Source organism: Herbidospora mongoliensis (genome assembly GCF_001570545.1).
GTDB lineage: Bacteria > Actinomycetota > Actinomycetes > Streptosporangiales > Streptosporangiaceae > Herbidospora > Herbidospora mongoliensis.
In genome coordinates this window covers 92,054-118,732 of record NZ_BBXD01000021.1, presented here as the reverse complement: position 1 = coordinate 118,732, position 26,679 = coordinate 92,054, and the positions used below count along the sequence as shown (strand labels likewise).

25 protein-coding genes are annotated in these 26,679 nt (G+C 68.9%); 10 read left to right on the top strand and 15 right to left on the bottom strand.

Annotated elements, in window-relative coordinates; genetic code table 11:
* Window positions 1-5: 5 nt before the first annotated feature.
* Genes AW272_RS31145 through AW272_RS31135 form a run of 3 tightly spaced genes read right to left on the bottom strand, consistent with a single transcriptional unit; the run spans window position 6 to window position 3,774 of the window.
* Window positions 6-677, bottom strand: a complete 672-nt coding sequence (locus AW272_RS31145; RefSeq protein WP_066372880.1) for a hypothetical protein — start codon at window positions 675-677, stop codon at window positions 6-8.
* A gap of 37 nt (window positions 678-714) precedes the next feature.
* A complete protein-coding gene (locus AW272_RS31140; protein ID WP_157518912.1) occupies window positions 715-2,376 on the bottom strand; it encodes a substrate-binding and vWA domain-containing protein in 1,662 nt (553 codons plus the stop codon).
* Window positions 2,377-2,433: 57 nt separating this feature from the next.
* On the bottom strand, window positions 2,434-3,774 hold the full coding sequence (locus tag AW272_RS31135) for a M20/M25/M40 family metallo-hydrolase (protein ID WP_066372877.1): 1,341 nt from the start codon (window positions 3,772-3,774) through the stop codon (window positions 2,434-2,436).
* 177 nt (window positions 3,775-3,951) lie between these two features.
* Between AW272_RS31135 and AW272_RS31130 the strand changes: the two genes are divergently transcribed.
* Both AW272_RS31130 and ald read left to right on the top strand, forming a co-directional pair.
* Window positions 3,952-5,331: an aspartate aminotransferase family protein gene (locus AW272_RS31130; RefSeq protein WP_066372876.1), complete on the top strand. Its 1,380-nt coding sequence runs from the start codon at window positions 3,952-3,954 to the stop codon at window positions 5,329-5,331.
* Window positions 5,332-5,347: 16 nt separating this feature from the next.
* Entirely contained in the window at window positions 5,348-6,463 is a 1,116-nt protein-coding gene (gene ald, locus AW272_RS31125) for an alanine dehydrogenase (RefSeq protein ID WP_066372873.1), read from the top strand.
* On the opposite strand, the gene AW272_RS31120 is transcribed toward ald, so the two are convergent.
* From AW272_RS31120 to AW272_RS31105, 4 genes are all read right to left on the bottom strand, one after another.
* Window positions 6,460-7,860 carry an SEL1-like repeat protein gene (locus AW272_RS31120; RefSeq protein ID WP_066372871.1) on the bottom strand — a complete coding sequence of 467 codons (1,401 nt, stop codon included), beginning with the start codon at window positions 7,858-7,860 and terminating at the stop codon, window positions 6,460-6,462. The two genes, ald and AW272_RS31120, sit on opposite strands and share 4 nt — an antisense overlap.
* Before the next feature lie 58 nt (window positions 7,861-7,918).
* Entirely contained in the window at window positions 7,919-8,737 is an 819-nt protein-coding gene (locus AW272_RS31115; protein ID WP_083958882.1) for a sulfite exporter TauE/SafE family protein, read from the bottom strand.
* 103 nt (window positions 8,738-8,840) lie between these two features.
* Window positions 8,841-9,488: a response regulator transcription factor gene (locus tag AW272_RS31110; RefSeq protein WP_066372867.1), complete on the bottom strand. Its 648-nt coding sequence runs from the start codon at window positions 9,486-9,488 to the stop codon at window positions 8,841-8,843.
* Window positions 9,485-10,591: a sensor histidine kinase gene (locus AW272_RS31105; protein WP_066372866.1), complete on the bottom strand. Its 1,107-nt coding sequence runs from the start codon at window positions 10,589-10,591 to the stop codon at window positions 9,485-9,487. The genes AW272_RS31110 and AW272_RS31105 overlap by 4 nt, the downstream gene beginning before the upstream one ends.
* Window positions 10,592-10,721: 130 nt before the next feature.
* On the opposite strand from AW272_RS31105, the gene ggt reads away from it, so the two are divergent.
* Window positions 10,722-12,458 carry a gamma-glutamyltransferase gene (gene ggt, locus AW272_RS31100; RefSeq protein ID WP_066373095.1) on the top strand — a complete coding sequence of 579 codons (1,737 nt, stop codon included), beginning with the start codon at window positions 10,722-10,724 and terminating at the stop codon, window positions 12,456-12,458.
* A gap of 119 nt (window positions 12,459-12,577) precedes the next feature.
* Here ggt and AW272_RS31095 read toward each other — a convergent pair whose 3' ends face one another.
* Window positions 12,578-12,763, bottom strand: a complete 186-nt coding sequence (locus tag AW272_RS31095; RefSeq protein ID WP_066372864.1) for a hypothetical protein — start codon at window positions 12,761-12,763, stop codon at window positions 12,578-12,580.
* 117 nt (window positions 12,764-12,880) lie between these two features.
* On the opposite strand from AW272_RS31095, the gene AW272_RS31090 reads away from it, so the two are divergent.
* Together AW272_RS31090 and AW272_RS31085 are read left to right on the top strand one after the other, a co-directional pair.
* Window positions 12,881-13,645: an SURF1 family protein gene (locus AW272_RS31090; protein ID WP_066372862.1), complete on the top strand. Its 765-nt coding sequence runs from the start codon at window positions 12,881-12,883 to the stop codon at window positions 13,643-13,645.
* Entirely contained in the window at window positions 13,642-13,953 is a 312-nt protein-coding gene (locus AW272_RS31085) for a DUF3817 domain-containing protein (RefSeq protein WP_369408790.1), read from the top strand. The genes AW272_RS31090 and AW272_RS31085 overlap by 4 nt, the downstream gene beginning before the upstream one ends.
* A 10-nt stretch (window positions 13,954-13,963) precedes the next feature.
* Here AW272_RS31085 and AW272_RS31080 read toward each other — a convergent pair whose 3' ends face one another.
* Genes AW272_RS31080 through AW272_RS31070 form a run of 3 tightly spaced genes read right to left on the bottom strand, consistent with a single transcriptional unit; the run spans window position 13,964 to window position 16,550 of the window.
* On the bottom strand, window positions 13,964-14,155 hold the full coding sequence (locus AW272_RS31080; protein ID WP_066372860.1) for a tail-anchor membrane protein: 192 nt from the start codon (window positions 14,153-14,155) through the stop codon (window positions 13,964-13,966).
* Between the two features lie 52 nt (window positions 14,156-14,207).
* Window positions 14,208-15,125 carry an LLM class F420-dependent oxidoreductase gene (locus AW272_RS31075; RefSeq protein ID WP_066372859.1) on the bottom strand — a complete coding sequence of 306 codons (918 nt, stop codon included), beginning with the start codon at window positions 15,123-15,125 and terminating at the stop codon, window positions 14,208-14,210.
* Window positions 15,126-16,550 (bottom strand): carotenoid oxygenase family protein, encoded by a 1,425-nt coding sequence (locus tag AW272_RS31070; RefSeq protein ID WP_066372857.1) that lies wholly within the window; start codon window positions 16,548-16,550, stop codon window positions 15,126-15,128. It lies immediately after the preceding gene.
* 114 nt (window positions 16,551-16,664) lie between these two features.
* On the opposite strand from AW272_RS31070, the gene AW272_RS31065 reads away from it, so the two are divergent.
* A complete protein-coding gene (locus tag AW272_RS31065; RefSeq protein ID WP_066372856.1) occupies window positions 16,665-17,591 on the top strand; it encodes a winged helix-turn-helix transcriptional regulator in 927 nt (308 codons plus the stop codon).
* On the opposite strand, the gene AW272_RS31060 is transcribed toward AW272_RS31065, so the two are convergent.
* Window positions 17,581-18,033 carry a hemerythrin domain-containing protein gene (locus AW272_RS31060; protein WP_066372855.1) on the bottom strand — a complete coding sequence of 151 codons (453 nt, stop codon included), beginning with the start codon at window positions 18,031-18,033 and terminating at the stop codon, window positions 17,581-17,583. The two genes, AW272_RS31065 and AW272_RS31060, sit on opposite strands and share 11 nt — an antisense overlap.
* Before the next feature lie 119 nt (window positions 18,034-18,152).
* Between AW272_RS31060 and AW272_RS31055 the strand changes: the two genes are divergently transcribed.
* A complete protein-coding gene (locus AW272_RS31055) occupies window positions 18,153-19,772 on the top strand; it encodes a class I adenylate-forming enzyme family protein (protein WP_066372854.1) in 1,620 nt (539 codons plus the stop codon).
* Here AW272_RS31055 and AW272_RS31050 read toward each other — a convergent pair.
* Complete coding sequence (locus AW272_RS31050) at window positions 19,744-20,307, bottom strand: HD domain-containing protein (protein WP_066373093.1); 564 nt, start codon at window positions 20,305-20,307, stop codon at window positions 19,744-19,746. The two genes, AW272_RS31055 and AW272_RS31050, sit on opposite strands and share 29 nt — an antisense overlap.
* A gap of 2 nt (window positions 20,308-20,309) precedes the next feature.
* Window positions 20,310-20,816 (bottom strand): helix-turn-helix domain-containing protein, encoded by a 507-nt coding sequence (locus AW272_RS31045; protein WP_066372852.1) that lies wholly within the window; start codon window positions 20,814-20,816, stop codon window positions 20,310-20,312.
* 58 nt (window positions 20,817-20,874) lie between these two features.
* Here AW272_RS31045 and AW272_RS31040 point away from each other — a divergent pair, with 58 nt between their 5' ends.
* Entirely contained in the window at window positions 20,875-22,008 is a 1,134-nt protein-coding gene (locus tag AW272_RS31040) for a benzoate/H(+) symporter BenE family transporter (protein WP_245657809.1), read from the top strand.
* Here AW272_RS31040 and AW272_RS31035 read toward each other — a convergent pair.
* Window positions 21,957-23,852 (bottom strand): prolyl oligopeptidase family serine peptidase, encoded by a 1,896-nt coding sequence (locus AW272_RS31035; RefSeq protein ID WP_083958876.1) that lies wholly within the window; start codon window positions 23,850-23,852, stop codon window positions 21,957-21,959. The two genes, AW272_RS31040 and AW272_RS31035, sit on opposite strands and share 52 nt — an antisense overlap.
* 47 nt (window positions 23,853-23,899) lie before the next feature.
* Between AW272_RS31035 and AW272_RS31030 the strand changes: the two genes are divergently transcribed.
* Together AW272_RS31030 and AW272_RS31025 are read left to right on the top strand one after the other, a co-directional pair.
* Entirely contained in the window at window positions 23,900-25,714 is a 1,815-nt protein-coding gene (locus tag AW272_RS31030) for an ABC transporter substrate-binding protein (protein ID WP_066372848.1), read from the top strand.
* Between the two features lie 4 nt (window positions 25,715-25,718).
* Window positions 25,719-26,660, top strand: coding sequence for an ABC transporter permease (locus tag AW272_RS31025; protein WP_157518908.1), 942 nt, complete (start codon window positions 25,719-25,721; stop codon window positions 26,658-26,660).
* Window positions 26,661-26,679 lie beyond the last annotated feature (19 nt).

The following is a 26,679-nucleotide window of genomic DNA, read 5'->3' as shown; positions in this document are numbered from 1 at the left end:
TCAGGTCAGGTCAGGTCGTCGCGGGTTGACTGGTCGAGTTCGTGCAGGCTCTGGCGGGTGATCTCCAGGTCGGCGGTCAGTCGGTCGAGGGCTGTCGAGGTGTCTGCGCCGCTGGTCACGTCCATCGCCGACAGTTCGATCACCCGTGCCACCAGCCCCTCCAGGATGATCACGGTCGACTCCAGCCGGACCAGCAGGCGTTCCCGCGTCGAGGACAGCCGGGCGTGCACCTGTTCCTGCGCGGTCAGGGCGCTGATCGCGCGGTCGAGTTCGTCGGCGATCTCCGGCCGGGCCGACTCCCGCGCGTGGGTCAGCCGTAACCGTTCCTGGCGCAGGAAGTCGGCGTCGAGGCGGCCGAGCGCCGCCGTCGTGACCGACGTGTGAGCGGCCAGCCGGCGCAAGGTGGCCACGGTGTCGTCGACCTGCGGTTTCATCGCCGCCACCGGATCCATCAGCAACCGGCCGCGCATCGACTCGGTCAGCTCGGCGAAGGTGGCCGCCGCGCGTTCGGCCCTGACCAGGGCGCGGTCCTCCGCGCTGCCGCCGGTGACCGGTGCGGGCGCGACGGGTTCGTCGGCGTCGGGGGAGGACAGCAGGGTGACCGTGAGCCAGCCCACCAGCGCGAGGACGGCGGCGGCCGGGATGGACACGCGGAGGGCCAGTGCGGCGAAGCCCATGGCGGCGGCCAGCAGGAGCGCCCACGGGTTGGCGAACCTAGAAATTGGCGATCACCTCCGTGAAGATCCGGTCGATCACGCCGGGGTCGCGGGAGTCGTAGGAGGTCGCCCGGGTCGTCTCGGAGATGGTCTCCAGGGTCTCCAGGTCGGCGTCGGCGCCGTAGGCGATGGTGAAGACCCGCACCGGGTCCTCCCCGCGCAGACCCTTCAGGAGGTGGTCGAGGGAGATCGACTGCTGGACCTCGTTGCGTCCGTCGGTGAGGAGCACCACGGCGTTGATGGTGTCGCTTCGAGCCTGTTTCTGTACGTGTTCGACCGCCGCCAGGGCCGTGTCGTACAGACCCGTGGCACCACGGGGACGCAGCCGGTCGATCTCGGCGCGCAGGTCGTCGTGGGTGCCCGCGGCGACGGGGACGAGCTCGTCGTATCCCGTCGAGAACGACCACAGCCCGACCCGATCCCGTGGCCCGAAGTCGCCGACGGCCCGTTTGGCCGCCGCCTGGGCGAGGGCGAGCTTCGACTTGCCCGTACCGGATGCGGACGCCTCCATCGAACCGGACACGTCCATGACCATCAGCACGTTGGCCGGTTTGCGTAGTTCGGCCCAGCTCGCCAGGACCGCGTCGAGCACTTTGGGCGCCGGCACCTGGAGGATCTTCGCGGGCAGGGTCTCGTCGAACCGGTGGAAGCCGTGGTCGGTGAAGGTCTTCTGCTGCGACGGCGCCCGCAGATACGTCAGGAAGTCGGCCGCCACCTGGCGCTTGGCGGCGGAGGTCCATTTCAGTACGGCGTAGGGGTTGTCGGACAAGAGCGTGCCCTCTTTGGGGTGGATGGCGACGAGCGGCACCTTCGGTTCGTCGTGCTGCCCCAGAGTCGCCGGGTCACCCGTCGGATTGCCCTGGTTGTAGTCCCAGACCGATTTCTCTTCGACGGTCACCGCGGAAATGTACGACATGGCCGCCCCCGCGTCGTCGGCCCGCAGCAGATTGGAGAGAAAGGTGAGCGTCGTGTCCCCGTAGTGGACGATCGACCGCTCCACCCCCTGCACGAATCGCCGCACCGCCGGAGAGGCCACGTCGCGTGTGGTCAGATCGCCGGAGAGCCCCGTCGCCGCGACATACGCCCCGATGGTCGCGTTCAGCCCCGACGTGGAGAACTCGGGATGCGTCTTGCCGAGCCGGAAGGCGCCCCACTCGGGGTGCGCGTGCCGCGCCCACCCCTTCTCGTCGGAGGCCAGCTTCAGCACGTCACCCCACCCGAGCGCCTTCTCCGGCCACCCCAGCGCCTGGGCCATCGGCTCGGGCATCGCGATGACCAGCGGCGTCTTGGTGATCGACGGGTTCTGCGCCGCGACGGGCGCCGAGGGGGAACGCTGCCGCAGCAGGGTCAGCCACCCGGACGCCGCCGGGCTCCACACATCCGGCCGTGCGCCGTCGCCACGGGACCATCCGTCGGCGATGGCGTCCAGAGCGGCTCCGGACGCCATCGTCACCACGGTCACCTTGCCGCAGCCCTTGAGCGAGTAGTCGGCCGCCATCTGACGTAACAGCTCGGCCTTCTCGCTCGACGCCGCGATCCGCAGGCCGGCCTTCGAGGGGGTGCACTCCGGTCCGGCCTGGACCGTCCGCACCACCACGACGAACGCGCCCGCGACGATGGCGGCGACTAGTAAGGCCGAATAGCGGGTTCGACGGCGCACACGGGCCTCCCACGAGTGTCGGTATATATCCCGACGAATGGGGACCCGCCAAAGTTCTTACGCCGTGCCGTACTCCAAAAGGAACAGCGCCTCGCTGGTGGCGACGCGGCGCAGCTCCTCGATCACGACGCGCTCGTTGGGCGCGTGGATGCGGGCGGCCTCGTCTTCGCAGCCGAAGAGCAGGAGTTCGGCGTCGGGGAACTGGCGCTGGAGGGTGGCGACCAGCGGGATGCCACCGCCCTGACCCACGTCGCGCGGCTCACGGCCGAACGCCCGTGTCATGGCCCGGTCGAGCGCCTTACGCGCCGGGCCGCCGGCCGGAGCCTGGAAGCCAGAGCCCACCGAGACGTCGGAGAAGGTCACGTGCGCGCCCCAAGGGGCGTTCGCCTCCAGGAACGCGGTCACGTCGGAGAGAGCCGTTTTCGGGTCGTTCGAGGCCGGGACGCGGATGGTCACCCGGGCCCGTGCCACCGCCTGGATGGCGTTGACCGCGCCCGAGACCGTCGGCACGTCGAGGCCGGTCACGGTGATCGCGTAGGAACCCCAGATGCGGTCGGCGACCGAGCCGGTGCCGACCAGGGAGACCCCGTCGAGCACGCCCGCGCCCTCGCGGAACTCCTCGTCGGTGCCGGCGTCGCCGTCGAAGACACCCTTCTCGAGGCCGGGGACGCGCAGGTCGCCGTTGTCGTCGTGGAGGGCGACCAGCATCCGCATCAGCGCCGACAGCGCGTCGGGGGCGGGCCCGCCGAACGAGCCGCTGTGCAGGGCGTCCTGAAGGGTGCGCACCTCGACGGTCACGGCCGCCATGCCGCGCAGCGAGGTCGTCACCGCCGGGTCGCCCACGGCGGGGTTGCCACAGTCGGCCACGATGATCGCGTCGGCCCTGACCAGGTCGGGGTTCTCCTCGACGAACGCCTCCAGGCGCTCACCGGCGTACTCCTCCTGGCCCTCGATGATTACCCGCACGCCCACGGGGAAGCGGCCGTTGAAGGCGCGCAGCGCGGTGAGGTGGGTGATGATGCCGGATTTGTCGTCGGCGGCACCACGGCCGTATATGGCGCCGTCGATCTCGGTGGGCTCGAACGCCGGGGTGTTCCACAGGGCGGGGTCGCCGGGCGGCTGGACGTCGTAATGGGCGTACAGCAGAACGGTCGGGGCGCCGGGAGGCGCCGGGGCCTCGGCGTAGACGGCGGGGAAGCTCCCCGCGACCGGGATCTGCCGGACGGTCGGCAGCCCGGCGTCGCGCAGCAGCGACTCCACGGCCGAGGCGGCCTTGAGCACGGCCTCCTCGGGATGCCCGGGGAACGCGACCGACGGAACAGAGACCAGCGCCTTGAGGTCCTCCACCGCACGGGGCATGGCGGCGGCGACGGCGTCTTCGATGTCACCAGGAGTCATGCGCCCCATCGAACCACAAACCCGGCACGGTCCAGATGTCCGACGAATTTCGTTGTCTTTACACGTAGGTATCGCGGAATCCGAAGCTCTTTCAATTTGCTACCACGTTTTCGCTTGGCAGATGTCCGGGAGGCAATGCACACTGAAGCGGAGCTCAGACACCTAGGGAAGAAGCAGATGACGCACCCGGAAGACCTGCAGAGAGCCGCTCACGACAACCTCTGGATGCACTTCACCCGCCACGGCGCCTATGAGAAGTCCGACGTCCCCATGATCGTCCGGGGCGAGGGTTCCTACATCTACGACGTCAACGGAAAGCGCTACCTCGACGGCCTCGCGGGCCTCTTCGTCGTGCAGGCCGGTCACGGCCGCAGCGAACTGGCCGAGGCGGCCGCCAAGCAGGCCCAGGAACTGGCCTTCTTCCCGCTCTGGTCCTACGCCCATCCCAAGGCCGTGGAGCTCGCAGCCAGGCTGGCCGAGGCCGCCCCCGGCGACCTCAACCGGGTGTTCTTCACCTCAGGCGGCGGCGAGGCGGTCGAGACCGCCTGGAAGCTGGCCAAGCAGTTCTTCAAGATGACCGGCAAGCCGCTCAAGCACAAGGTCATCAGCCGCCAGATCGCCTACCACGGCACCCCGCAGGGCGCCCTGTCGATCACCGGCATCCCCCTGTTCAAGCAGATGTTCGAGCCCCTGGTGCCGGGTTCGGTCCGGGTGCCGAACACCAACTACTACCGGGCCGACGAGATCACCGGCGTGCCCGGCATGACCCCCGAGCAGTTCGGCTTCTGGGCCGCCGAGCGGGTCGCCCGCGCGATCGAGATGGAGGGCCCCGACACGGTGGCCGCCGTTTTCGTCGAGCCGGTCCAGAACGCCGGCGGCTGCTTCCCGCCCCCGCCCGGCTACTTCAAGCGGCTGCGCGAGATCTGCGACGAATACGACGTTCTGCTCGTCTCGGACGAGGTCATCTGCGCCTACGGCCGCCTCGGCACCATGTTCGCCGGGGAAAAATTTGACTACGTACCGGACATCATCACGTCCGCGAAGGGTCTGACCAGCGGGTATTCTCCACTTGGAGCGATGATCTGCTCCGACAGGCTCTTCGAGCCGTTCAAATCGGGGACCGAGATGTTCGCCCACGGCTACACCTTCGGCGGACATCCCGTCTCGGCGGCCGTGGCACTCGCCAACCTCGACCTGTTCGAGCGCGAAGACCTGCTGGGTCACGTGACCCGCAACGAGGGCGCGTTCCGCGCCACCCTGGAAAGGCTGCACGACCTGCCCATCGTCGGCGATGTGCGGGGCAGCGGGTTCTTCTGGGGCGTCGAGCTCGTGAAAGACAAAAACACCAAAGAGACCTTCACCGCCGACGAGTCGGAGCGCCTCATCCGGGGCTTCCTCTCCAAGGCGCTGTTCGAGGCAGGACTTTACTGCCGGGCGGACGATCGCGGCGATCCCGTGATCCAGCTCGCCCCGCCGCTCATCTGCGGCCAGAAGGAGTTCGACGAAATCGAATCCATCCTTCGCGGAGTCCTCACCGAAGCCTGGGCTCTGCTCTGAGAAAGGAACCGGGAAGATGAAGATCGGCGTGCCCGCCGAGGTCAAGAACCACGAATATCGTGTCGCCGCGACCCCCGCGGGCGTCCATGAGCTGGTTCACCACGGTCATGACGTCCATGTGCAGCGCGGTGCGGGCCTCGGTTCGCACATCCCCGACGAGGAATACCTGGCGGCCGGCGCGAAGATCGTCGAGACGGCCGACGAGGTGTGGGCCGAGTCGGAGATGATCCTGAAGGTCAAGGAGCCGATCGCCGAGGAGTACCACCGCCTCCGCGAGGGCCAGGTGCTCTTCACCTACCTCCACCTCGCCGCCTCCCGGCCGTGCACCGACGCGCTGCTCGACAGCCGCACCACGGCCATCGCCTACGAGACGGTCCAGGTCGGCGGCTCGCTGCCGCTGCTGGCCCCGATGTCCGAGGTGGCCGGGCGGCTGGCCCCGCAGGTGGGGGCCTACAACCTGATGCGCTTCAACGGCGGCCGGGGCGTGCTCCCGGGCGGCGTGCCCGGCGTGGCGCCGGCGAAGGTCGTCGTCATCGGCGGCGGCGTCTCGGGCCTCCACGCCGCGCAGATCGCGGTCGGCATGGGCGCCGAGGTGACCATCCTCGACGTCAACATCGACCGGCTGCGCTTCATCGACGCGATCTACCAGGGCCGCTTGAAGACCCTGGTCTCGACGTCGTACGCCATCGAGAAGGCCTGCATCGAGGCCGACCTGGTGATCGGCGCCGTGCTGATCCCCGGCGCCAAGGCCCCCCAGCTCGTCTCGAACGCGCTGGTGTCCCGCATGAAGGCCGGTTCGGTGCTCGTCGACATCGCCATCGACCAGGGCGGCTGCTTCGAGGACTCCCGGCCGACCACGCACGCCGAGCCGACCTTCACGGTCCACAACTCGATCTTCTACTGCGTGGCCAACATGCCGGGCTCGGTGGCCAACACCTCCACCTACGCCCTCACCAACGCCACCCTGCCCTACGCGGTCAAGCTGGCCGACCAGGGCTGGAAGGCGGCGCTGGCGGGCGACGCCGGGCTCGCGCTCGGGCTGAACACCCACAAGGGCCTGGTCACCAACGAGCCGGTCGCGGTGGCCCACCAGCTTCCGTACACCCCGGTCGGCCAGGTCATCGCGGCCTAACTGAGGCCCAGCCTCTTCCGCAGTTCCCGGGCCGTCTCCAGGACCCGCTCCACTTCGATGGGCGCGGGCCAGGGGGCGGTCCCCGGTCGTAGCAGGGTGGCCCGGACCGCCGCGAGGTGTTCGATCGCGGTGGCGTGCAGGCCGCTCTTGTCGGTCAGCCAGGTGATCGGGTCGATGGGCTCGCGCAGCCGCCGGGTGACCATGTCCCAGGTGCCGAGGATCTCGCTGAGCTCGGCCACGTCGAGGGTGGTCTCGCCGCGGCGTCCGGCCGCCGCGACGGCCAGTTCGGCCCGCGCGGCCAGTTCGGGCTCGGCGGGCCGGTCCCAGCCGGGCGTCTTCGGCAGGTGGCTCCACCGCTCGGCCTCGATGGCGCGGTCGGTGGCGGTCAGCAGCGTCGCCAGTTCCAGCGCGGCCCGATAGTGGCCCTGCGCGGCCGCCTGCCGCAGCCAGTGCTCGCCGCCGCTCATGTCGGCGTGCTCGGCGATCAGCAACAGCCCGAAGTTGTACGCGGCCTCGGCGTCCCCTGAAGCCGCCGCCCGGCCGAACCAGTGGGAGGCCGCGCGCGGGTCGTCCAACTCCACGCAGACGAAGCCGGCCATCCGCTGGTCGTCGACCCTGCCCGTGCCCGCCGCCCGTTCGAACCAGGCGCGGGCGGTACGCAGGTCGCGCCGGGCCAGCGCGAGGTTGCCCAGCTGGGAGGCCGAGCCCGGGTGGTCGTGCTGGGAGGCCAGCCGGTAGAGCACCTCGGCGCCCTCGGGGTCGCGCAGCGCGTGCAGCAGCAGGCCCAGGTGGTAGGCGGCCTCGGCGTGGCCGCAGCGGGCGGCGTACTCCCACCAGTGGCGGGCGTCGCCCTCCTCTCCGGTCGAATAGCCCAGGAAGCCCAGGTCGTGGGCGCTGGTCAGGTCGCCGTCGAGGGCGGCCCTGCGGTGCCAGTCGCGGGCCCGCGTCAGTTCTCCGGCGTCTTCGCAGAGCAGCGCCAGCCGCCGCGACGCGCGCCGTGATCCGGCGGTGGCGGCCGTCTCGTACCACTGCCAGGCCGCGGGGGCGTCGCCCTTCTGCTCCAGCAGCAGGGTGGCCAGGTTGGCGGCGGCCTCGGCGTCGCCGGCGCCGGCGGCCAGTTCGTACCAGCGCAGGGACTCGTCGAGAGACCCGTGCTTCTCGTGCCATTTACCGAGGTTGAAGGCGCTGTCGACGTTTCCGGCCCCGGCCGCGCGCTCCCACCAGTGGCGGGCCGCCGAGCGGTCGCCGCGCTGGGCGTAGAGCCGGCCGAGCAGGTGGGCCGCGCGGGCGTCCCCCGCCTGAGCGGCGGCGTGCAGATCGTCGCCCTCGCCGTCGGCGGCGGGGCGGGGTGGCGGGACCTGTGCGGTCCTGGCCGACACCTCAGGCCACATTGTCATGGCGGACAGAGTCGCATGTAACAGACCGGTCACGGAGGGTGATTACCAGTTTCTTACTTCAGCGGATGCTGATGAATCCCGAGAACATGCCCATGCCGCACGAGTATCTGATCGTCCCCGGGGCTTTTGCCGTCAGGTGCACCGTGACCTGGCCCGTTTCCGGCAGGGCGATGTCTCTGCCGTCGATCGCGACCGTTCTGGTGCAGCTCCGATTTCCCTCTGTACGGAAAATCACCGAGATCTCCCCATGAGCCGGAGCGGTGATCATGCTCGGCCGGAACCCGGAGGGCGTCGCCCAGACCACGTTCCCGGCCGACGCGGCGACGGCGGGGCTGTCGGGGAGCCAGCCGCCGAGGCGTACACCCGAGAAGACGGTGAAGAGCCCGGCGGCGATCACCACCACCCCCGCCCATCGGGCCAGCCGCTTCAGGATGATCCCCACCACGGCGAACGCCGGGGAGGACCCCAGCACGAACCCGCCCATCAGCACCGCCCCCGCGAGCGCCGACCCGCTGGAGACCGCCCCGAGTTCGGTGGTCAGCGTCACCCCGCACGGCACCAGGATCGTCGCCGCCCCCCGCGCGAACGGCGACCCCTTCAACGGCCGGCACGCCATCGGCCTGCGCAGCAGCGCGACCCCCGCGACCACCACCCCGGCCCCCGCGACGACCAGGACCAGCGCCCGCACGACCGGGGCGATCACCAGCGCCGAGCCGGCCAGCCCGAGCAGCACCCCCAGCGCGACGTGGACGACGGCCCGCCCGGCCAGGAAGGCCCAGATGCGGTCGACCCCCGCGATCAGCCCGCCCTGGACTGCCGTGCACGACACGGAGCCCGCGAGCAACCCGGCGCCCACTCCGCCGAGGAACAAGGCCATCACCAGCGCAACCTAACGTGACCGGCCGGACGCGAGAAGTGGCGAAGATGCCACTACCTCCGCACCTGGCCCGGCGCGGAAAGCGCTTACCGGGCCAATTCCATCACGTCCACCCCGGCCTGACCAGGCCGGACTCATAAGCGATCACCACGAGCTGGGCCCGGTCGCGGGCCCGAAGTTTCATCATGGCCCGGCTGACGTGCGTCTTCGCGGTCGCGGGCGACATGAACAGCTTCCCGGCGATCTCGTCGTTGGTCAGCCCGTTGCCCACCAGGGCCAGCACCTCGCGTTCCCGCTCGGTGAGGGTGCCGAGTTCCTTCGGTACGACCGGCGCCTTCGCCCGCGACGCGTATTCGGCGATCAGCCGCCGGGTCACCCCGGGGGACAGCAGCGCCGCGCCGCCCGCGACCACCCTGACGGCCTGGATGAGCTCGGCCGGCTCCGTGTCCTTGACCAGGAACCCGCTGGCACCGCCGCGGAGCGCCTCGAAGACGTATTCGTCCAGCTCGAAGGTGGTCAGCATGACCACTCGCGGCCCCGGCGGCATCAGCCGGACGGCCGTCAGCCCGTCGGTGCCGGGCATCCGGATGTCCATCAGCACCACATCGGGCTGGTGCACCCCGGCCAGCCGCACGGCCTCCGCGCCGTCGCCCGCCTCTGCGACCACCTCCATGCCGTCCTGGGCGTCGAGCAGCGCCCGGAAACCCGCCCGGACGAGCGCCTGGTCGTCGGCGAGCAGGATCCTGATCACGGGTTCTCCTTCGGAGGGATGGGGAGGGTCGCCGACACCCGGAAACCCGGAGTGAACGGACCGGCCGTCAGCGAACCGCCCAAAGCGGAGGCGCGTTCGCGCATGCCGGGGATGCCGTTGCCGCCACCCAGGTCGGTCACCGCGTCGGTTTTCCCGGCGCCGTCGTCGGTGATCGTGATGCCGAGGTCGTTCTCGCCGTAGTCCAGCTCTACTTCGACCCTGGAACCCGGCGCGTGCCGGGTCACGTTGGTGAGGGACTCCTGAACGATCCGGTACGCCGCCCGATCGGGCCCGTGGGGAACAGATCTGACCTCGCCGGTGCGGGTCAGCGCGACGTCGAGACAGCTGCGGGCGACCAGGTCGTCGAGCCGGTCGAGCCCGGCCGTCGGATTGCGGGGCGCGCCCTCGCGCAGCACGTCGAGCACGCCGCGCATCTCGCTCAGCACGTCCTTGGACGCCGTCTTGATCGTCGACAGGGCGCTTCTGGCCTGCTCGGGATGGCTCTCGATCAGGTGCAGCGCGGTGGAGGCCTGCACGTGGATGAGCGAGATGTTGTGCGCGAGCACGTCGTGGAGCTCCTGGGCCATGCTCAGCCGCTCCTCGCTGGCCTGCCGCCGCTCCTCCTCGGCCGCCTTCTGCGCGTTCTCGGCCCGGCGTTCGCGGATGGCCCGGATCCACTCGGCGAAGACCATCACCAGCAGCAGGAACGCCGCGATGCCGGCCTGGTGGAGCACACCGCTCGGGGCGGGGATCAGCCACGTCGTGTAGGCGATCATGAAGGCCAGCGTGGCCAGCCCCCCGATCCACGCCGGCCGCCGGTGCCCGGAGACCAGGGTGTAGACGATCATGATGATCGGCGTCACGAAGGCCGGTCCGTAGGGGAAGCCGCACCAGATGTAGACCCAGGTCGCCACCAGGGTGACGACCATCGGCACGACCGGCAGCCGGCGCATCCACAGGATCATCAACGGCCCGACGAGCAGCAGCAGATATCCCCGCCAGTCGAGCGGGGTGCGGTCGGGCTGGCCCCACTGGGCGCCCTGGGTCGCGACGACCTGCACCACCGCCGCCACGGCCGCGTGCACGACGTCTCTGCGCTCCATCACCCGTCCACGCTAGGTGACCTCAGGGGGCATGACATCCCTCCGCGGGGGAAGCCCGGGGTACACCTCAAGGCGTAGCGGGTCTTGACATGTCCGGTCATCCTTGGATGATCACAAAGTGGAGGTGGCCATGAGACGCGTCACAGGCGCCGCGCTCGGGATCGTCGTGATGGGCGCGCTCGTCGCGCCCCCCGCCCAGGCACGGCCCCAAGTTGAGAAGAAACCGGTCGCGGAGGGCTACGGCGGCGCCGTGGCCACCGTCGACCTGGATGCCAGCAAGATCGCGCTCGGCGTGCTGAAAGACGGCGGGAACGCCATGGACGCCGTCGTCGCCGGAGCCGCCGCCCTCGGCGTCACCGAGCCCTACTCGGCCGGTCTGGCCGGAGGCGGTTTCATCGTCTACTACGACTCCCGCTCGCGGCGGGTGATCAACATCGACGGCCGCGAGACCGCCCCCGCGAAGATGGCGCCGACGACCTTCGAGGGCATCCCCTTCGACCAGGCCGTCACCAGCGGCCTGTCGGTCGGGGTCCCCGGCAGCGTGGCCCAGTGGGACCTGGCCCTCAGGCGCTACGGCACGCTGCCGCTTCGCAAAGCCCTGAAGCCCGCCGCCGACCTGGCCCGCAAGGGCTTCGTCGTCGACCAGACCTTCTACGACCAGACCGCCGCCAACGCGGCCCGCTTCGCCGACTTCACCTCCACGGCGGCCCTCTACCTGCCGAACGGCGCCCCGCCCCCGGTCGGCTCGACGTTCCGGAACCCCGACCTGGCCCGCACTTACCAGGAACTCGCCGACAAGGGCCCGTCGTGGCTGTACGGCGGCAGGCTCGGCCAGGAGATCGTCGCCACCGTCAAGACCCCGCCCGTCACCCCCGGCTCGACCCGGAACGTCAGGCCCGGCCTGATGGAGGTCTCCGACCTGCGGGCCTACAAGGCGCTCACCCCCGAGCCGACCAAGGTCCGCTGGAACGGCCTCGACGTCTACGGCATGGCCCCGCCCTCCTCCGGCGGCTCGACCGTCGGTGAGGCGCTCAACATCCTGGAGAACGTCGGCCCGGTCGGCCTGAGCGAATACCTCGACGCCAGCCGCCTGGCCTTCGCCGACCGCAACGCCTACGTCGGCGACCCCGCCTTCGTGCAGGTCCCGCTGCGGGAACTCCTCTCCGAGAGCTACGCCAAGGAGCGCGCCTGTCTCATCGGCGACACCGCGCTGCCCCACCCGGCCGCCCCCGGCCAGCCCGACGGCGCCTACGGCCCGTGCGCCGCACCGGCTCCCGCGCCCGACAGCAAGGAGCAGCAGCCTGAAGGGCCCGAGACCACCCATCTGGTCGCCACCGACCGCTGGGGCAACGTGGCCGCGTACAACATCACCATCGAGCAGACCGGCGGCGCCGGGATCGTGGTGCCCGGCCGGGGCGTCCTGCTCAACAACGAGATGACCGACTTCACCTTCGGCCCGGCTCCGGCCGACCCGAACCTGCCCGCCCCCGGCAAGCGCCCGCGTTCCTCGATGGCGCCGACGATCGTGCTGAAGGACGGCAAGCCGCTGCTCGCGGTCGGTTCGCCCGGCGGTGCGACGATCATCACGACCGTCCTGCAGATCCTGGTCAACCGCTTCACGTTCGGCATGTCACTGCCCGACGCCCTGGCCGCCCCGCGAGCCTCACAGCGCAACATCACGGCCACTCAGGCCGAGCAGGCGTTCATCGACAAGTACGGCGCGGAGCTGACCGCCAAGGGTCACACATTCGCGCTCACCCCGGAGATCGGCGCCGCGACCGCGCTGGAGTTCCTCCGGCACGGCAAGATCCAGGCCGTCGCCGAGCCCACCCGAAGGGGCGGGGGCAGCGCGCTGGTGGTTCGGTAAGCGAGACGCGGGCGGCCGAAGGCCGACCGTGGCTCGCGCTCGGAATCTGCCTGAAGAACAGGGCATGACAAAACCGCCGGCGGGCGCGGTCGCCGGCGGTTCTGCTCGGTGAGGTTGTCCTAGGCCAGGAAGGCGAAGTAGGCGCCGACCGCCACCACGATCACCAGGGCGACGCCTAGGGCGATGTAGATGGGCAGGCGCGACGACTCCTGCTGCTCAACCTGCTGCTCGGCTGCTTCCTGGTTACGCGCGAAGGCGCGGAAGGCCTGCGTGTTCCCGGCCGGGTCAACCTGTGGGTCAGACATGTCACGAACTCTAGCGACCCACCATGCCCACGAGACACCAATATGTCGTTATTGCTAGTTTTGCCGAATCCGGCCCCATGGCCGGGACCGGTGTGCATGACGGATACCTTGTCTGTCATGCTGCGCACCCTGTTCTCCCCTCGCCTGGTGGGCCTCCACCTGCTGGTGATCGGGGTTCTGGTGGCCTTCATCCTGCTCGGCCGCTGGCAGCTCGGCGTCTTCACCGACTCCGGGCATCCCCGGGCCGCCGCCGACCCGGCCCCCGTCGCGCTGACCGACCTCAGCGCCCCCGGCGAACGCGTCACCACCGACGAGATCGGCCGTCAGGTCACGGCCACGGGCACCTATGACTCCAGCGCGCAGTTGCTGGTCGCCGACCGCGAGCCCGATGTGGCCGCACCCGGCGGCCGGGCCTCCAGCGGCGCGGGGTTCTGGCTGCTCACCCCACTGAACCTGGCCGACGGCTCGACCATGCCGGTGGTCCGCGGCTGGGTGGCCTCGCCCGACGATCCCGCGGTCGACGTCCCTGTGGGTCAGGTGAACGTCACCGGCCGGCTGCGGCCGCCCGACCAGTCGGACGCGGTCCAGCGCGGCGGCGCCCTGCCGACCGGGCAGGTCGCGACCGTCTCGACGGCCGAGTTGATCAACCTGTGGAACGGCGCCCTGCGCGACGGCTTCGTCGTGGCCACGCAGCAGACGCCCGCCCTGTCGGCCACCCCGGTGGCCGTGCCCGCCCCCGCCGTGGGGGCCGCGCTGACCTGGCGCAACCTCGCGTATGCGGCCCAGTGGTGGATCTTCGCGGCGTTCGCCGTCTACATGTGGTTCCACTTCGTCCGCGACGCCGTACGCTCTAATGACCCCGAATCCCAGCCGGAGACGTGACCGTGGAATCCGCCCTCAAACCGTTTCGAGTCATGGCCTACATCGTGGGCTGCATGCTGCTCGTGCTCGTGACCGGGATGGTCCTGCGCTACGGGTTCGACATCCCCGGGCCTTCGCAGATCATCTCGCCGATCCACGGCTTCCTCTACATGATCTATCTGGTCGCGACCATCAACCTGGGCCTGAAGGCCCGCTGGTCGTGGGGCTACATCCTGGGCGTGATGCTCGCCGGCACGGTGCCCTTCCTGTCGTTCTACTTCGAGCGGAAGGTCACCGACCGGGTTCACGCCCAGGTCGCGACGGCCTGAGCCGTCAGCTTCAGCGGCCGATGCCCTTGCGCCGGAGCCGCAGGATCCGGCGCCGCTGCGATTCGTCGAGCATGAACCAGGCGACGACCGGCGCCCCGAGGAGCCCGGCCACCACCAAAAAGGCGATCAGGTTGGGCAGCAGCCAGATGGCGATGAGCGAGCCGATGCCCGCACCGATGTAGTACTTGGCTAGTGGCGACATTGGGGCCCCTTCGGATCGTTCGCGATACATCTCAATACTGGACGATGGATCCTCAACGCGCGCCCAGAGCCGACAGTTCCCTGAGCGTTGTGGCGCCACCGGGGTCGTCGGCCGTGCTCACGGGCACCACGGCTATCTCGTCGACTCCGGCGTCACGATATTCGGCCAGTCGCTTCTCGATCGAGTCGCCGAGCAGTCCCACCGATTCGAGCAGCTCGTCGGGGATCCTGGCAAGCAGCTCGCGCGGATGCGGTCGGGTGCGGGCGAACGCGACGACGTCGCCGAACCCGGCCTCGGCGAACATCTCACCGTAGCCGGGGGCGGCCAGATAGCCGACGACTCCCCGGCGGAGCTGCTCGATCGCGGCCTCGTCCTGGAGGACCGACGCGGTCACCCAGGCGGTCACCCTCTTGCCCCCCACGGCACGGAAATCACTGATCAGGCGGGCGGCCGAGGCCGGAGTGATCAGGTTGAGGACCATGCGGTCGGCTTTCGCCGCGATCTGCACGGCCTTGGGGCCGAAGGCGGCGACGGTGATCGTCGACCGAGGGGCGTCCAGCCGCAGGTGGTAGCCAGAGCTCTTCCCGCCGTCGAGCAGGGTGCGCAGGGCCTCGACATGATCGTCCAAGGCCTTGGCCGAACCCGCGTGGGAGCGGCCGTGCCACTTCTCGACGACGAGTGGGCTCGACGTGCCGATCGCCACGTTCACCGGCCGCCGCACGAGATCGGCCACCGATGCCACGCCCATCGTGATCATCATCGGGTCGCGGACCGCGACCGCGAAGGGGCCGAGGGTCAGCGCGATCCGTTCGGTGGCCAGGCCGATGGCGGTGCCGAGCGCGAAGGCGTCGTAGGTGGCCATCTCGCCGACCCACAGTTCGGGGTAGCCGAGTTCGTCGGCCGCCCTGGCGGTGAGCAGGGCGTCGGAGGCCGGCCGGTCCTGCCACAGGCCCAGTGAAACGGTGAGCATTTAGAGCTGATCTCCTCTGACCCACGTGGCGTGGAAGCCGAGCGGCACCCGCTGCGGCAGCAGCACCCGCGCCACCGGGCCCTTCGTGATGTCGGACGCGTCCAGGATCTGCACCTCTGACCGCTGTTCCCGCTCGTCGGTGACGAAGGAGACCAGGTAGCCGTCGTCCTCGCCCTGGGCGTTGTCGCGGGGGGCGAAGGGCGCCTCGCTGCCGTAGCGGTGCTCGCCGTAGTAATAGGTCTGCTTCGCGCCGGTGAGGTTGTCGTACTTCACCAGGCCGTCGAACAGGTTGGTGGGCGCCTGCTTGACCGAGACGTTGTAGGCGTAGCGGGACTTCTGGCCGGTCAGGCGCTGGTCGATGGACGGGAACTCGGTGTTGTGGTCGCCGTCGACGTACTCCTCGGAGGTCGCGCCCGTCGTCAGGTCGAAGCGGTAGCGGTACATCCGGGCGTCGAGCTTCAGGTAGCTGATCATGCGGGCGAGCGCGCTCCCGGTGCCGGCGGGCGCGGGGCGGCCGACGCGGCAGACGTCCATGACGATCTCGTCGCCCTCCTCCCACGCGTTGACCACGTGGTAGATGTAGCACGGCTTCGCCTCGAACCATCTGATCTGGTCGGCCCGGCCGCGCTTGGGGATCACGCCGAACCGCGAGGGCAGCGACCGGTCGAAGGTCAGCTTGTAGCGGCCCTGGCGGGCGGCGTCGAGGTCCTGGAACAGCGGCAGGTCCATCAGGACCGCGTACCTGTCGGTGATCGCCATGTCGTGGGGCAGCCGGGCGCCCGGCAGGTCGAGGTCGACCACGTGGTCGACGGTGCCCTGGGGGCCGATCACGCCGTACCGGAGGAAGGGCGGTTTGGGCCCGTAGTCGAACCAGAACAGCTCGCCGGTGCGTTCGTCGACCTTCGGATGGGCCATGACGTCGCCGGTCAGCGTGTAGAGGAAGGTCTGCATGCCGAGCGTCTCGAGCGAGAGGGGGTCCATCGTGTACGGCTGCCCGCACAGGTACCAGGTGGTGAGGAGCCGCCCCTGGTGGAACACGATGTCGGTGTTCGAGGAGTCCTTCAGATTAAGGCCGCGCGTGTTGCCGAACGGGTTGGCCTTGGGGTTCTCCATGACCCCCGTCCACAGCGCCCGCCCGGCCGTGCTCTCGGCCTCGAACGCCTTCGTGCGCACCCACCGGTTGCGGTAACGCGCGGTGCCGTTCTCGAAGTGCATCGCGTGGACCATGCCGTCGCCGTCGAACCAGTGGTAGCGGCCCCGCATCGGGAACCGCGCGTTGGGACCGTTGCGCAGGTAGACCCCGTTGAGGTCGCGCGGAATCTCGCCGATGACGGTCAGATCGTCAGCGGTGATCTCCTCATGGACGGGCGCGTAGACCCCGAGGAGGTATGGGTTGTCTTCGCCTGATTCGTCCATTACTTCCATACACGGACGCTACGGATAGAGAAGTCAGCTCGTCAATGTGCCCTTAGAGTGGGATATTCGGGTTCATCCAGTAAGCGCGGGGAAACATGTACAGCACCACCTGCCAGGATTCTCATGCCTGAGACCACCCTGGCGGTCGCACCACCTTCGGCTCCGGCCGAAGAGCGGCTCACCCCGATCGGTCAGGCGCTCACGATCCTCGGTGACCGGTGGGTCCTGATGATCCTCCAGCGGGCCTTCCTCCTCCACGTCCGCACGTTCGCCGGTTGGCGAGACGAGCTGGGCATCAGCGAATCGGTCCTGGCCTCGCGGCTCAAGGAACTCGTGGCCTGCGGCATCTTCGAGACCGCCGCCTACCGCAACGGCCGCCTCCGCTACGAATACCGCCTCACCCAGCGGGGCCTGGACCTGTGGTCGCTGCTGGTGGCCGTCTATTCGTGGGAACGCGACTGGACCGACCGTGAACTGCCGCCGCTCATCCACGACATCTGCGGTAACGAATCGCGCCCCGTACTGGGCTGCGGCCACTGCCTCAACGTGATGACCGCCCGCGGCACCCGGACCGTACGCGGCCCGAACGCCACCTTCGCCAGTGTTCACTCACCCCGGCAGCACCGCCGCACCACCGCCCCGCGCCCCGACTACCTCGGCTACTGCCCCGACGCCATGGACATCCTCGGCGACCGGTGGTCCACCCACGTGCTGGCCGCCGCCTTCCTCGGGGTGAAGCGCTTCGGCGACTTCCAGGCCGAGATGGGCATCGCGCCCTCGGTGCTGACCGACCGGCTGCGCCGCTTCGTCGACCTCGGCGTCTTCCGCGCCTGCGAGAGCGGCTACCGCCTCACCGACAAGGGCGTGGCCTTCTTCGAGGTCTTCGCCTTCCTCGTCGACTGGGCACAGCGGGAGCTCCCGACGCCACCGGGCTCCCGACTGGACATCACCCACAAGTCCTGCGGCGCCGGGCTCGCTCCTGTCCTGCTCTGCACCGCCTGCGGCGGCGTGCTGGCCCGCCGCGAGGTGCACTTCGACATCAGTGCCTGAAGGTCTCCCGGACCTCCTCGGCCATCACGTGCCGTTCGGCCGCGCTGGTCAGCGAATCAAGCGCGCAGTACTCGTACCTCTCCTCCGCGGTCACATGCGCGAACACCCAGGCTCGGAGAATCTCTAAATGACGCGTGAAGTCGTGTGAGTCGGGATCGAGGCCCGTGAGGAGTTCCCTGACCTTCCGCGCCTCCGTCCTCCGGTTCGCCACGATCTCCGCCCCGCCGTTCAGGCGGGCCAGCGCGACCGGATGCACCACGACTTCCTCGGCCTCCTCATGTACGGCCAGCAGCCGCCTCAGCCGCTCGAAGGTCTCCCTCCGGTCGGCCGGCTGACTGCGCTCCACTTCATCGAACAGATCCCTGATCAGGGCGTGCTGGCGGGTCAGCACGATGATCACGTCCAGGTCTCGGCCCCGCTCGACGGTGGTGTGGCGGTCCATGTGTCGCCCCCTTTCTGATCTCTTACGCCTAACCCACATGAATCAGCCGAAACTCGTTGACCGTGAGGACGGGGTTGCCTAATGTTCCGGGCACAATCAAAGAGCCCCGGGAGTCCGGCATGAGGCTGCACGCGAAGGACGTCGTCGAGCGCTACACCTCCGCCGGGTGGTGGACTGACGACACCATTGACGGCATGTTGCGGGCGCGTGTTGCGGAGCGTTCTGACGCTTTGGCCGTGGCTGATCCGCCGAACAAGGCCGCCCTCATGGGGGGCTCCGCGCCTAAACGGCTGACCTGGGCTGAACTTGACGCCGAAGTCGACCGGGTGGCGGCCGTCCTTCTTGACCGTGGCGTTTCTGCTTCCGACGTGGTGGCGGTGCAGTTGCCGAACTCGGTTGAGCTGGCCGTCACCGTTCTCGCCGTGGTGCGCATCGGCGCCATCGTGACGCCGTTTCCGGTTCAGTACCGGCGATATGAGCTTTCCCAGCTGACGCCTCTTGCCTCCGCTTCGGTATTCGTCACTTCGGCGGATCGGGCGGAGGTCGTCCACGAAATCGGCGTGGAAACGGTCCTCGAATGGGGCGGCGCGCTGGAGACCGCGACCGGCGACGCCGGCAAACTGGCCGCGCACCTCGCGTCGCTGACGGTCGACCCCAACGACTGCGTGACCATCTGCTGGACGTCGGGCACCGAGGCGACCCCCAAGGGAGTGCCGCGCTGTCACTACGACTGGAACGCCGTCGGCTGGACCTGCGCCGACGCCGTCGGGCTTGAGTCCTCCGACGTGGTGCTGAACCCGTTCCCGATGGTCAACATGGCCGGGATCGGCGGCGTCTTCATGCCGTGGCTGCGGACCGGGTTCGCGCTCATCCAGCACCACCCCTTCGCCCTGCCGGTGTATCTGTCGCAGGTCTCCGCCGAGCGGGTCACCTACACGCTCGCGCCGCCGGCTCTGCTGACGATGCTGCTGCACAAGCCCGAGGTGCTCGGGCAGTTCGACATCTCCTCCCTGACGCGGATCGGATCTGGGTCGGCGCCGCTGCCGCCGCCGATGGTGCGGGGCTGGCAGGAGAAGTACGGCATCGCGATCATCAACTTCTTCGGATCGAACGAGGGCATCGCCCTCCTGTCCGACCCCGAGACGATGCCCGACCCTGACGACCGGGCGCGCTATTTCCCCCGCCCCGACGCTCCCGGGACCTCATGGCCGGGGACCCTCGGCGGGACGTCGGTCAAGCTCTTCTCCCACGACGGGGTCGAGGTCACCGAAGAAGGCATTCCCGGCGAGCTGCGGCTGTCCGGGCCGACCGTATTCGCCGGATATCTCGCCGGGACCGCCGAGGCCGATCCCTTCGACGACGAGGGATACCTCATCACCGGAGACGTGTTCGAGCTCGCCCAGGGGCGCTATCTGCGGTATGTCGACCGGGCCAAGGACCTGATCATCCGGGGCGGGATGAACATCGCGCCGGCCGAGGTCGAGGCGCTGCTGGCCGGGCATCCTTCGGTGGCCGAGGTGGCGATCGTGGGATACGCCGACGCGGTGCTCGGCGAGAAGGCCTGCGCGCTGGTGGTCGTGAAGCCGGAGACGTCCATCACGCTGGATTCGGTGGTCGCGTTTCTTCAGGACGCGGGGATCGCCTCTTACAAGCTGCCGGAGCGGCTCGAAGTCGTGGAGGCGCTGCCTCGGAACGCGGTCGGGAAGATTCTCAAGCGGGAGTTGCGCGAGACGCTTTAGAGATATCGGGAACGCCGTATTTCTCGCGCATCGACCGGAAGGCCGCCGCTTTGTCGTCGCCGAAGCGTCTGATTCGAGCTTCGTAGGCGTCGGCGGAGACGTAGGCCGGGGGGTTGGATTTGCTGTGGAAGTTGTCGGCGTACATGACGAGTTCTTCCTCGGGCGTCTCGGCGAGATAGTCGGCGACCGGGATCGGGAGACCTTGTTTTCGCACGTCGTCGCGGGTGAGACCGACTCCGGTGTGGCAGGAGCAGAAGCGGCAGATGACTTCCGGGAAGCCTTCGGCCCGGAGGAGTTCGTGGCCGAGAATTCCGTGGCGTAGATAACTGTCGTCGGCGTGAAGACGATAGACGCCGATGTCGTGGAGCAGGCTGCCGACGCGCACCAACTCTGCGTCGTGGACCTCGGGAACGAGAAGTTGCCGCGCTATCTCGTGCACGATTCGGCAGTGGGTGTAGACGAGATCGAACGCTTCCTGTGTCGGAGCGTATTTCTCGTGCAGTGCGCGGATTTCCCGGTCGGTCGGCAGCAGCATGGTCATACCGGATACCGGATCAGCAGGCTCGCGTGGACGTCTTCCGGGCCGGCCGCGTAAAGGTGAGGGGTGCTGGCCTGGAATACCAAGTGATCTCCCGGAGTGCCTCGGAGGGGGGTCGCGATGGGGCCGACTTCCGCTGTGCCGGTGAAGATGGTCAGGTGCTCGGTCACGTCGGCGCCGTGGGCGGGTGACACCTGAGAGCTGCCCGCTTTGATCACCAGGCGGTAGAGCTCGTAGGTCGCCGCCGACTCGGTGAAGGATTCCAGGAGTCTGCCTTCGACCGCCACGTCCGGCAGAACCGCCGGTGAGGACAGCAACGCCGTCAGCGGGACCTCCAGTGCCGCCGCGACCTTCCACAACGTCTCCATGGTCGGATTGCGGGTGCCCGTCTCCAGGCCGGACATCGTCGCCTTTCCCACCCCCGCCGACCTGGCCAGGGCGGACAGCGACACGCCCTTCGCCTCTCGGAGGTCTCTGAGGCGGCGGCCTATCCCTTGGGCGTCCACGCGGGTTATCCTCCCTCACATCGCGAGCGTTCCGTTTATGGAACGAGGAGGTGTGGTCGTGGTTCAGCCGATCGTCGCGGGGATCGTCACCGCCGTCGTCGGGTTCGCGAGTTCGTTCGCGATCCTGCTCGGCGGGTTCCAGGCGGTGGGGGCGAGCCCGGCCCAGGCCGCCTCCGGGTTGCTGGCGGCGTGCCTCGCCGTCGGGGCGAGTTCCATCTGGTTGTCGCTGCGCTACCGGATGCCGATCGTGATCGCCTGGTCGACGCCGGGGGCGGCACTGCTCGCGTCCACCGGGGCCGTCGAGGGTGGGTTCGCCACTGCGGTGGGGGCGTTTATCGTCTCGTCGGCGCTGATCATCGTGGCTGGGCTGTTCAAGCCGCTTGGGCGCTGGATCGCGGCGATTCCGCAGCCCATCGCCGCCGCGATGCTCGCGGGGGTGCTGCTCGATCTGTGTCTTGCCCCCGTCGAAGCCGTCGTGCAGGTGCCTCAGCTGGCCATTCCGGTCGTGCTCGTCTGGCTGGTGCTGATGCGGTTCGCCAGGACCTGGGCCGTGCCGGCGGCGCTGGTGGTCGCCGTCGTGCTGATCGCGGCGCCCGTCGACGGGGGGTGGCCGCAGCTCGCTTTCACCGCGCCGCGGTTCACGGTGCAGGGGGTCGTCTCGATCGCGCTGCCGCTGTTCCTGGTGACCATGGCGTCCCAGAACGTGCCGGGGATGGCGGTCATGGCGGGGTTCGGGTATCAGGTGCCGCTGTCGGCGGCGCTGCGGGTGACCGGTGTCGCATCCGCGCTGGCCTCGCCGTTCGGGGGGCATGCGGTGAACCTCGCGGCCATCTCGGCGGCGCTGTCCGCCGGGCCCGATGCCGAGCCTGACCCCGGCAGAAGGTGGATCGCCGCCACGACGTCCGGGGTCGGGATGATCGGGCTGGGGCTGTCGGCGGCGATCGCCACCTCGTTCGTGGTGCAGTCGCCGCCGGTGCTGATTCAGGGGGTCGCGGGGCTGGCGCTACTCGGTGCGCTCGGGGCGGCCGTCAGGAACATCGCGGGGGAGGCGGCCATCATCACCTTTCTGGTGACCGCCTCCGGAGTGAGTTTTCTGGGGGTGGGGGCCGCGTTCTGGGGGCTGCTCGCGGGTGGGGTCGTTCACGTCTTCTTGAGTGCGTCCAGGACGAAGGAGAAGATCTCCGCCTCGTAGTGCAGGTGGGCGTAGCGGCCGGGTGGGCCGGAGTGGCCGCCGTCTTCCACCTCGACTCTGAACAGGGGGTCGGCTCCCTGAGCGCGCAGGGCGGCAACCCATTTGGCCGGCTCGTGGACCAGGACGCGCGGGTCGTTCACGGCGCCTGTCACCAGGAGAGGCGGCAGGTCGCCGGCGGGGATGTTGTCGTAGGGGGAGTAGGCGAGCATCCACGTGAAGTCTTCGACGCGGTGAGGGTCGCCCCATTCGTCCCACTCGTTGACGGTCAGAGGGATGGTGTCGTCGAGCATGGTGGTGACGACGTCCACGAAGGGGACTTCGGCCACGACCGCGGCCCAGAGGTCGGGGCGCATTCCGTACACGGCGGCTTGCAGGAGGCCGCCCGCCGACAGGCCGCGGGTGGCGATGCGGGAGACGCGGCCGGCCAGCAGGTGTTCGGCCGCGGCGATGTGGTCGGTGAACGTCGTCGGTTTGCGGGACAGCCTTCCGGCCTGCCACCAGGCGCGGCCCATCTCTCCGCCGCCTCTCACCCCCACGTGGGCGAAGATCGCGCCCTCGTCGAGGAAGGCCGACAGTGCGGCGTCCCAGGTCGGGTCGAAGACCGCTTCGTAGGCGCCGTATCCGTAGAGGAGGCAGGGGGCGGTGCCGTTCAAAGGGACGTCGGTGCGGCGGACGACCGTGATGGGGATCACCGCTCCGTCGGGGGCGGGGGCCCAGAGGCGTTCGCTGACGTAGCCGTCGTGGCGTGGGTTCTCTTTGAGCAGTTCGCGGTCGCCTGTCGCGAGGGTCAGGCTCCACCACTGTGTCGGTTCGCTGTACGAGCCGGTCTCGAAAATGACCGTCTCGGTCAGATATTCGGCGTTGTGCACCAGGGCGATCCGCCCGCACGGGACCGGCGGATGCACCTCGTAAGAGGTTCCGTCGTCGCCGAGGACCCGCAGTAGCGGGTCACCGCCACGGCGCAGCGTCAGCACCTTGTATCCGTCGAAGCAGTCCACCTCGTGGATCCGTTCCCCGGGAAGCGGCGGCACGCCGACCACGCGGAACTCCGAGTGGCCGTCGTCGGTCCAGGTCACCAGGCCGTCGAGGGTCGCGTCGCAGCGGTATTCGATGCCCGGACGCCGCCCGCCGACCGACTCGGGCAGGCCGTCGACCACCGACCACACCTCGGTCGTGTCGCGGTTCGCGGCGGTGATCAGAAGGTGGGTGCCGGACCGGGTGGCTTTGATCGTCAGCTCGAACTTCCGGTCCCCCTCACGCAGTACCAGTTCGTCAGTGTCGGTCTCCAGGTTGTATCGCCGCACCTCACACGGCCGGTACACCTCGTCGACCACCGTGTAGTAGAACCAGCCGTCCGCCCAGCCGCCCGTGTAGTAAGTCCCGTCAATCCTGATGGGGAGGTCCTGCATCGAGTCGAGGTCGCGAAAGCGCAGCTCGTAGACCTCGTCGCCGGTCACGTCCACCGAATAGGCCAGCCACCGTTCGTCCGGTGAGACCTCGCGCACGCCCAGCTCGACGTACTCCCCGAAGGCGTCCAAGTCGAGCAGCAACTCATCGGAACCATCACGCTTTCGTCTGAATTCACCGAACTCTCTTCCGGTGACAATTTGCGTGTAGTAGACAAAGGCCCCATGGCGCCAGCTGACTGAAGACTCAGTCTCAGGCGTCCGTCCAGCCATTATGGCTGCGAGATGCTGCCGAAAGGGGGCGGTGTGGGCGATCCGGGACTCGTAGCGCCGCCGCTCGGAGATGAGCACATCTCGCACCGCCTCGGGGTCTCTCATCCAGGCGTGGTCGTCGATCCGCTCGATGCCGTGCAGTTTGTGCACTACCGGGTGTGTCATGGCAGGACAGTACCGATTTGGAGTCACTCCCGCCCCCGGAGGACGATATGTACCATTTCGTCAAAAGAGCACTGACCTTCGCGCTCGCCGCGGGGCTCCTGTCCAGCCCGGCGGCGGCTGCGGCCGGCCCGTCGCCGGCCGGGAAGGTGACCTTCACGATCGGGATCCAGTCGGACGTCGACTCCACGAACCCGTTCACGGGCATCGTCGTGGAGGCCTACGAGACCTACGCTCTCATGTACGACTACCTCACCACCTCCAGCGCCAAGGACGTCTCGACGCAGCCGTCCCTCGCCGAGTCCTACAGCGAGGCTCCGGACAAGAAGTCGTGGACGTACAAGATCCGTTCCGGGGTGAAATGGTCGGACGGGCAGCCGCTGACGGCCCGCGACGCCGCGTACACCTTCAACCGGATCATCGACGGCGACTTCGAGCAGACCAACTACGGCAACTACGTCGCCAACATCGACAAGGCCGAGGCGACCGACGACACGACGCTGGTCCTCCACGTCAAGAAGCCGACGCCGATCATGGAACGGCTGGCGGTGCCGATCATCCCCGAGCACGTCTGGAAGGACGTCGACGGGGACGAGGTCAAGTCGTACGCGAACGAGCCCTTGAACGGTCAGCCGGTGGTCGGCTCCGGGCCCTTCCAGCTGGTCGAGCGGCGCAAGGGGCAGTACATCCGGTTCGCCGCGAACAAGAACTACTGGCAGGGCGCGCCGAAGTTCGACGAGCTGGTCTTCCGGGTGTTCACCAACGCCGACGCCGAGGCGCAGGCGCTGGTCCGGGGGGAGATCGACTTCGCCTACGACCTGCAGAGCAACGTCTTCAACTCGCTGAAGGACAAGCCGGGCGTGACCACCCGGAGCTCCGAATACTCCGGGTTCAACGAGATCGCCTTCAACACCGGCGCGGCCCTCGCCGACGGCACCGCGATCGGCGACGGGCACGAGGCGCTGAAGAACAAGCAGGTGCGGCTGGCCATCTCGCACGCCATCGACCGCAAGACCCTCGTCGACCGGGTGCTCAACGGGCACGGCTCGCCCGCCGACACCTTCATCCCGCCGGTCTATCCGCTGCTGCACCACACGCCGACCGCGCCGCAGAACTTCGACCTGGCCAAGGCGAACCAGCTGCTCGACGAGGCGGGGTTCCCGAAGAAGGCCGACGGCACCCGGTTCGGGCTGCGATTGTTCTCGCGGCAGGAGTCGCAGGACTCGCAGAGCACCGCGGAGTTCGTGAAGAGCTGGCTGAAGGAGATCGGGATCGACGTCACCGTCAAGGTGATGTCGGAAGACACCCTCACCGAGGTGATCGGGCAGGGGAACTACGACATGTTCGAGTGGGGCTGGGTGGTCGAACCCGACCCCGACTACCAGATGTCGGTCTTCACCTGCGGCAAGCGCAGCTACAAGGACGGCGACGCCGTCTACGCCGACCTGTCCGACTCGTTCTACTGCAACCCCGCCTACGACAAGCTCTACGAGCAGCAGTCGGGGGAGACCGACCAGGCCAAGCGCGCCGAGCTGGCCAAGCAGATGCAGCAGCTCGTGTATGACGACGCGGCGTACGCGATCACCTATTACTACAACGACCTGGTCGCCTACCGCAGCGACCGGTGGACCGGCTTCACCGCGCAGCCCGACCCCGACGGGTCGCTGCTGTTCCAGTACGGGATCCACTCCTATCTGACGATGGCCCCCGTCACGGCGACCGATCCGAAGGCCTCGGACGCGCCCGCCGACGGGACCAGCGTCGGGCTGATCGTCGCGATCGCCGCCGGTGTCCTCGTCATCGGCGGCGCCGGGTTCCTGGTGCTGCGGCGGCGGTCGTCGGTGTCCTCCGACGACCGGGAGTGAACCGGTGCGCGGCTATGTGCTGAAGAAGGTCGGCTGGTCGATCGGCACGCTGCTGTTCGTCGTCGTCTTCAACTTCTTCCTGTTCCGGCTGCTGCCGGGCGACCCGATCGGCCTGTACACGCGGGGCCGGAACATGTCGCCCGACCAGCTGGTCAGGCTGCGCCAGCAGCTCAACCGGCCCATCTCCGAACAGTTCGTGGAGTATCTGGGCAATCCCTTCGCCTCGACGATCAACTCGACCCGGTTCAACCGGCCCGTCTGGGACATCATCGGCGAACGGGTCTGGCCGACCGTGCTGCTCGTCGGGACCGCCGTGCTCGTGGCGGCGGTCGTCGGGGTGTGGCTGGGCATCCGCAGCGGGTGGCGGCGGGGGTCGCGGTTCGACCGGATCACGACGGGGACGACCAACACGCTCTACGCGATGCCGGAGTTCTGGGTCGGCATGATGCTCATCATGTGGCTGCCGTTCTTCCCGAGCGGCGGCATCAACTCGGTCGGCGTGTCCGGATTCTTCGCGACAGCGGTCGATACGGCCTGGCACCTGGTGCTTCCTGTGACCGCGTTGGCCGTCGTCTACCTGGCCGAATACACCTCGATCATGCGGGCGTCGCTGGTCGACGAGTTGCGGCAGGACTATCTGACGCTCGCCCGCGCCAAGGGCCTGCGTGAAGATCTGGTGCGGCGGCGGCACGCGGTGCCGAACGCGCTGCTGCCGACCATGACGCTCATCTTCCTCAACCTCGGCTTCGTGATCGGCGGGGCCATCACGGTCGAGTACGTCTTCTCCTGGCCAGGTCTGGGACTGCTCACCGCCGAGGCGCTGCGCGGGCCCGACATCCCCCTGCTGCAGGCGGTGTTCCTGCTCTTCTCCCTCGGGGTGATCGTGTTCACACTGCTGGCGGACCTGCTCTACGCCGTTCTGGACCCGAGGGTGAGCACCCGATGACCGCTTCGCACGGCTCATG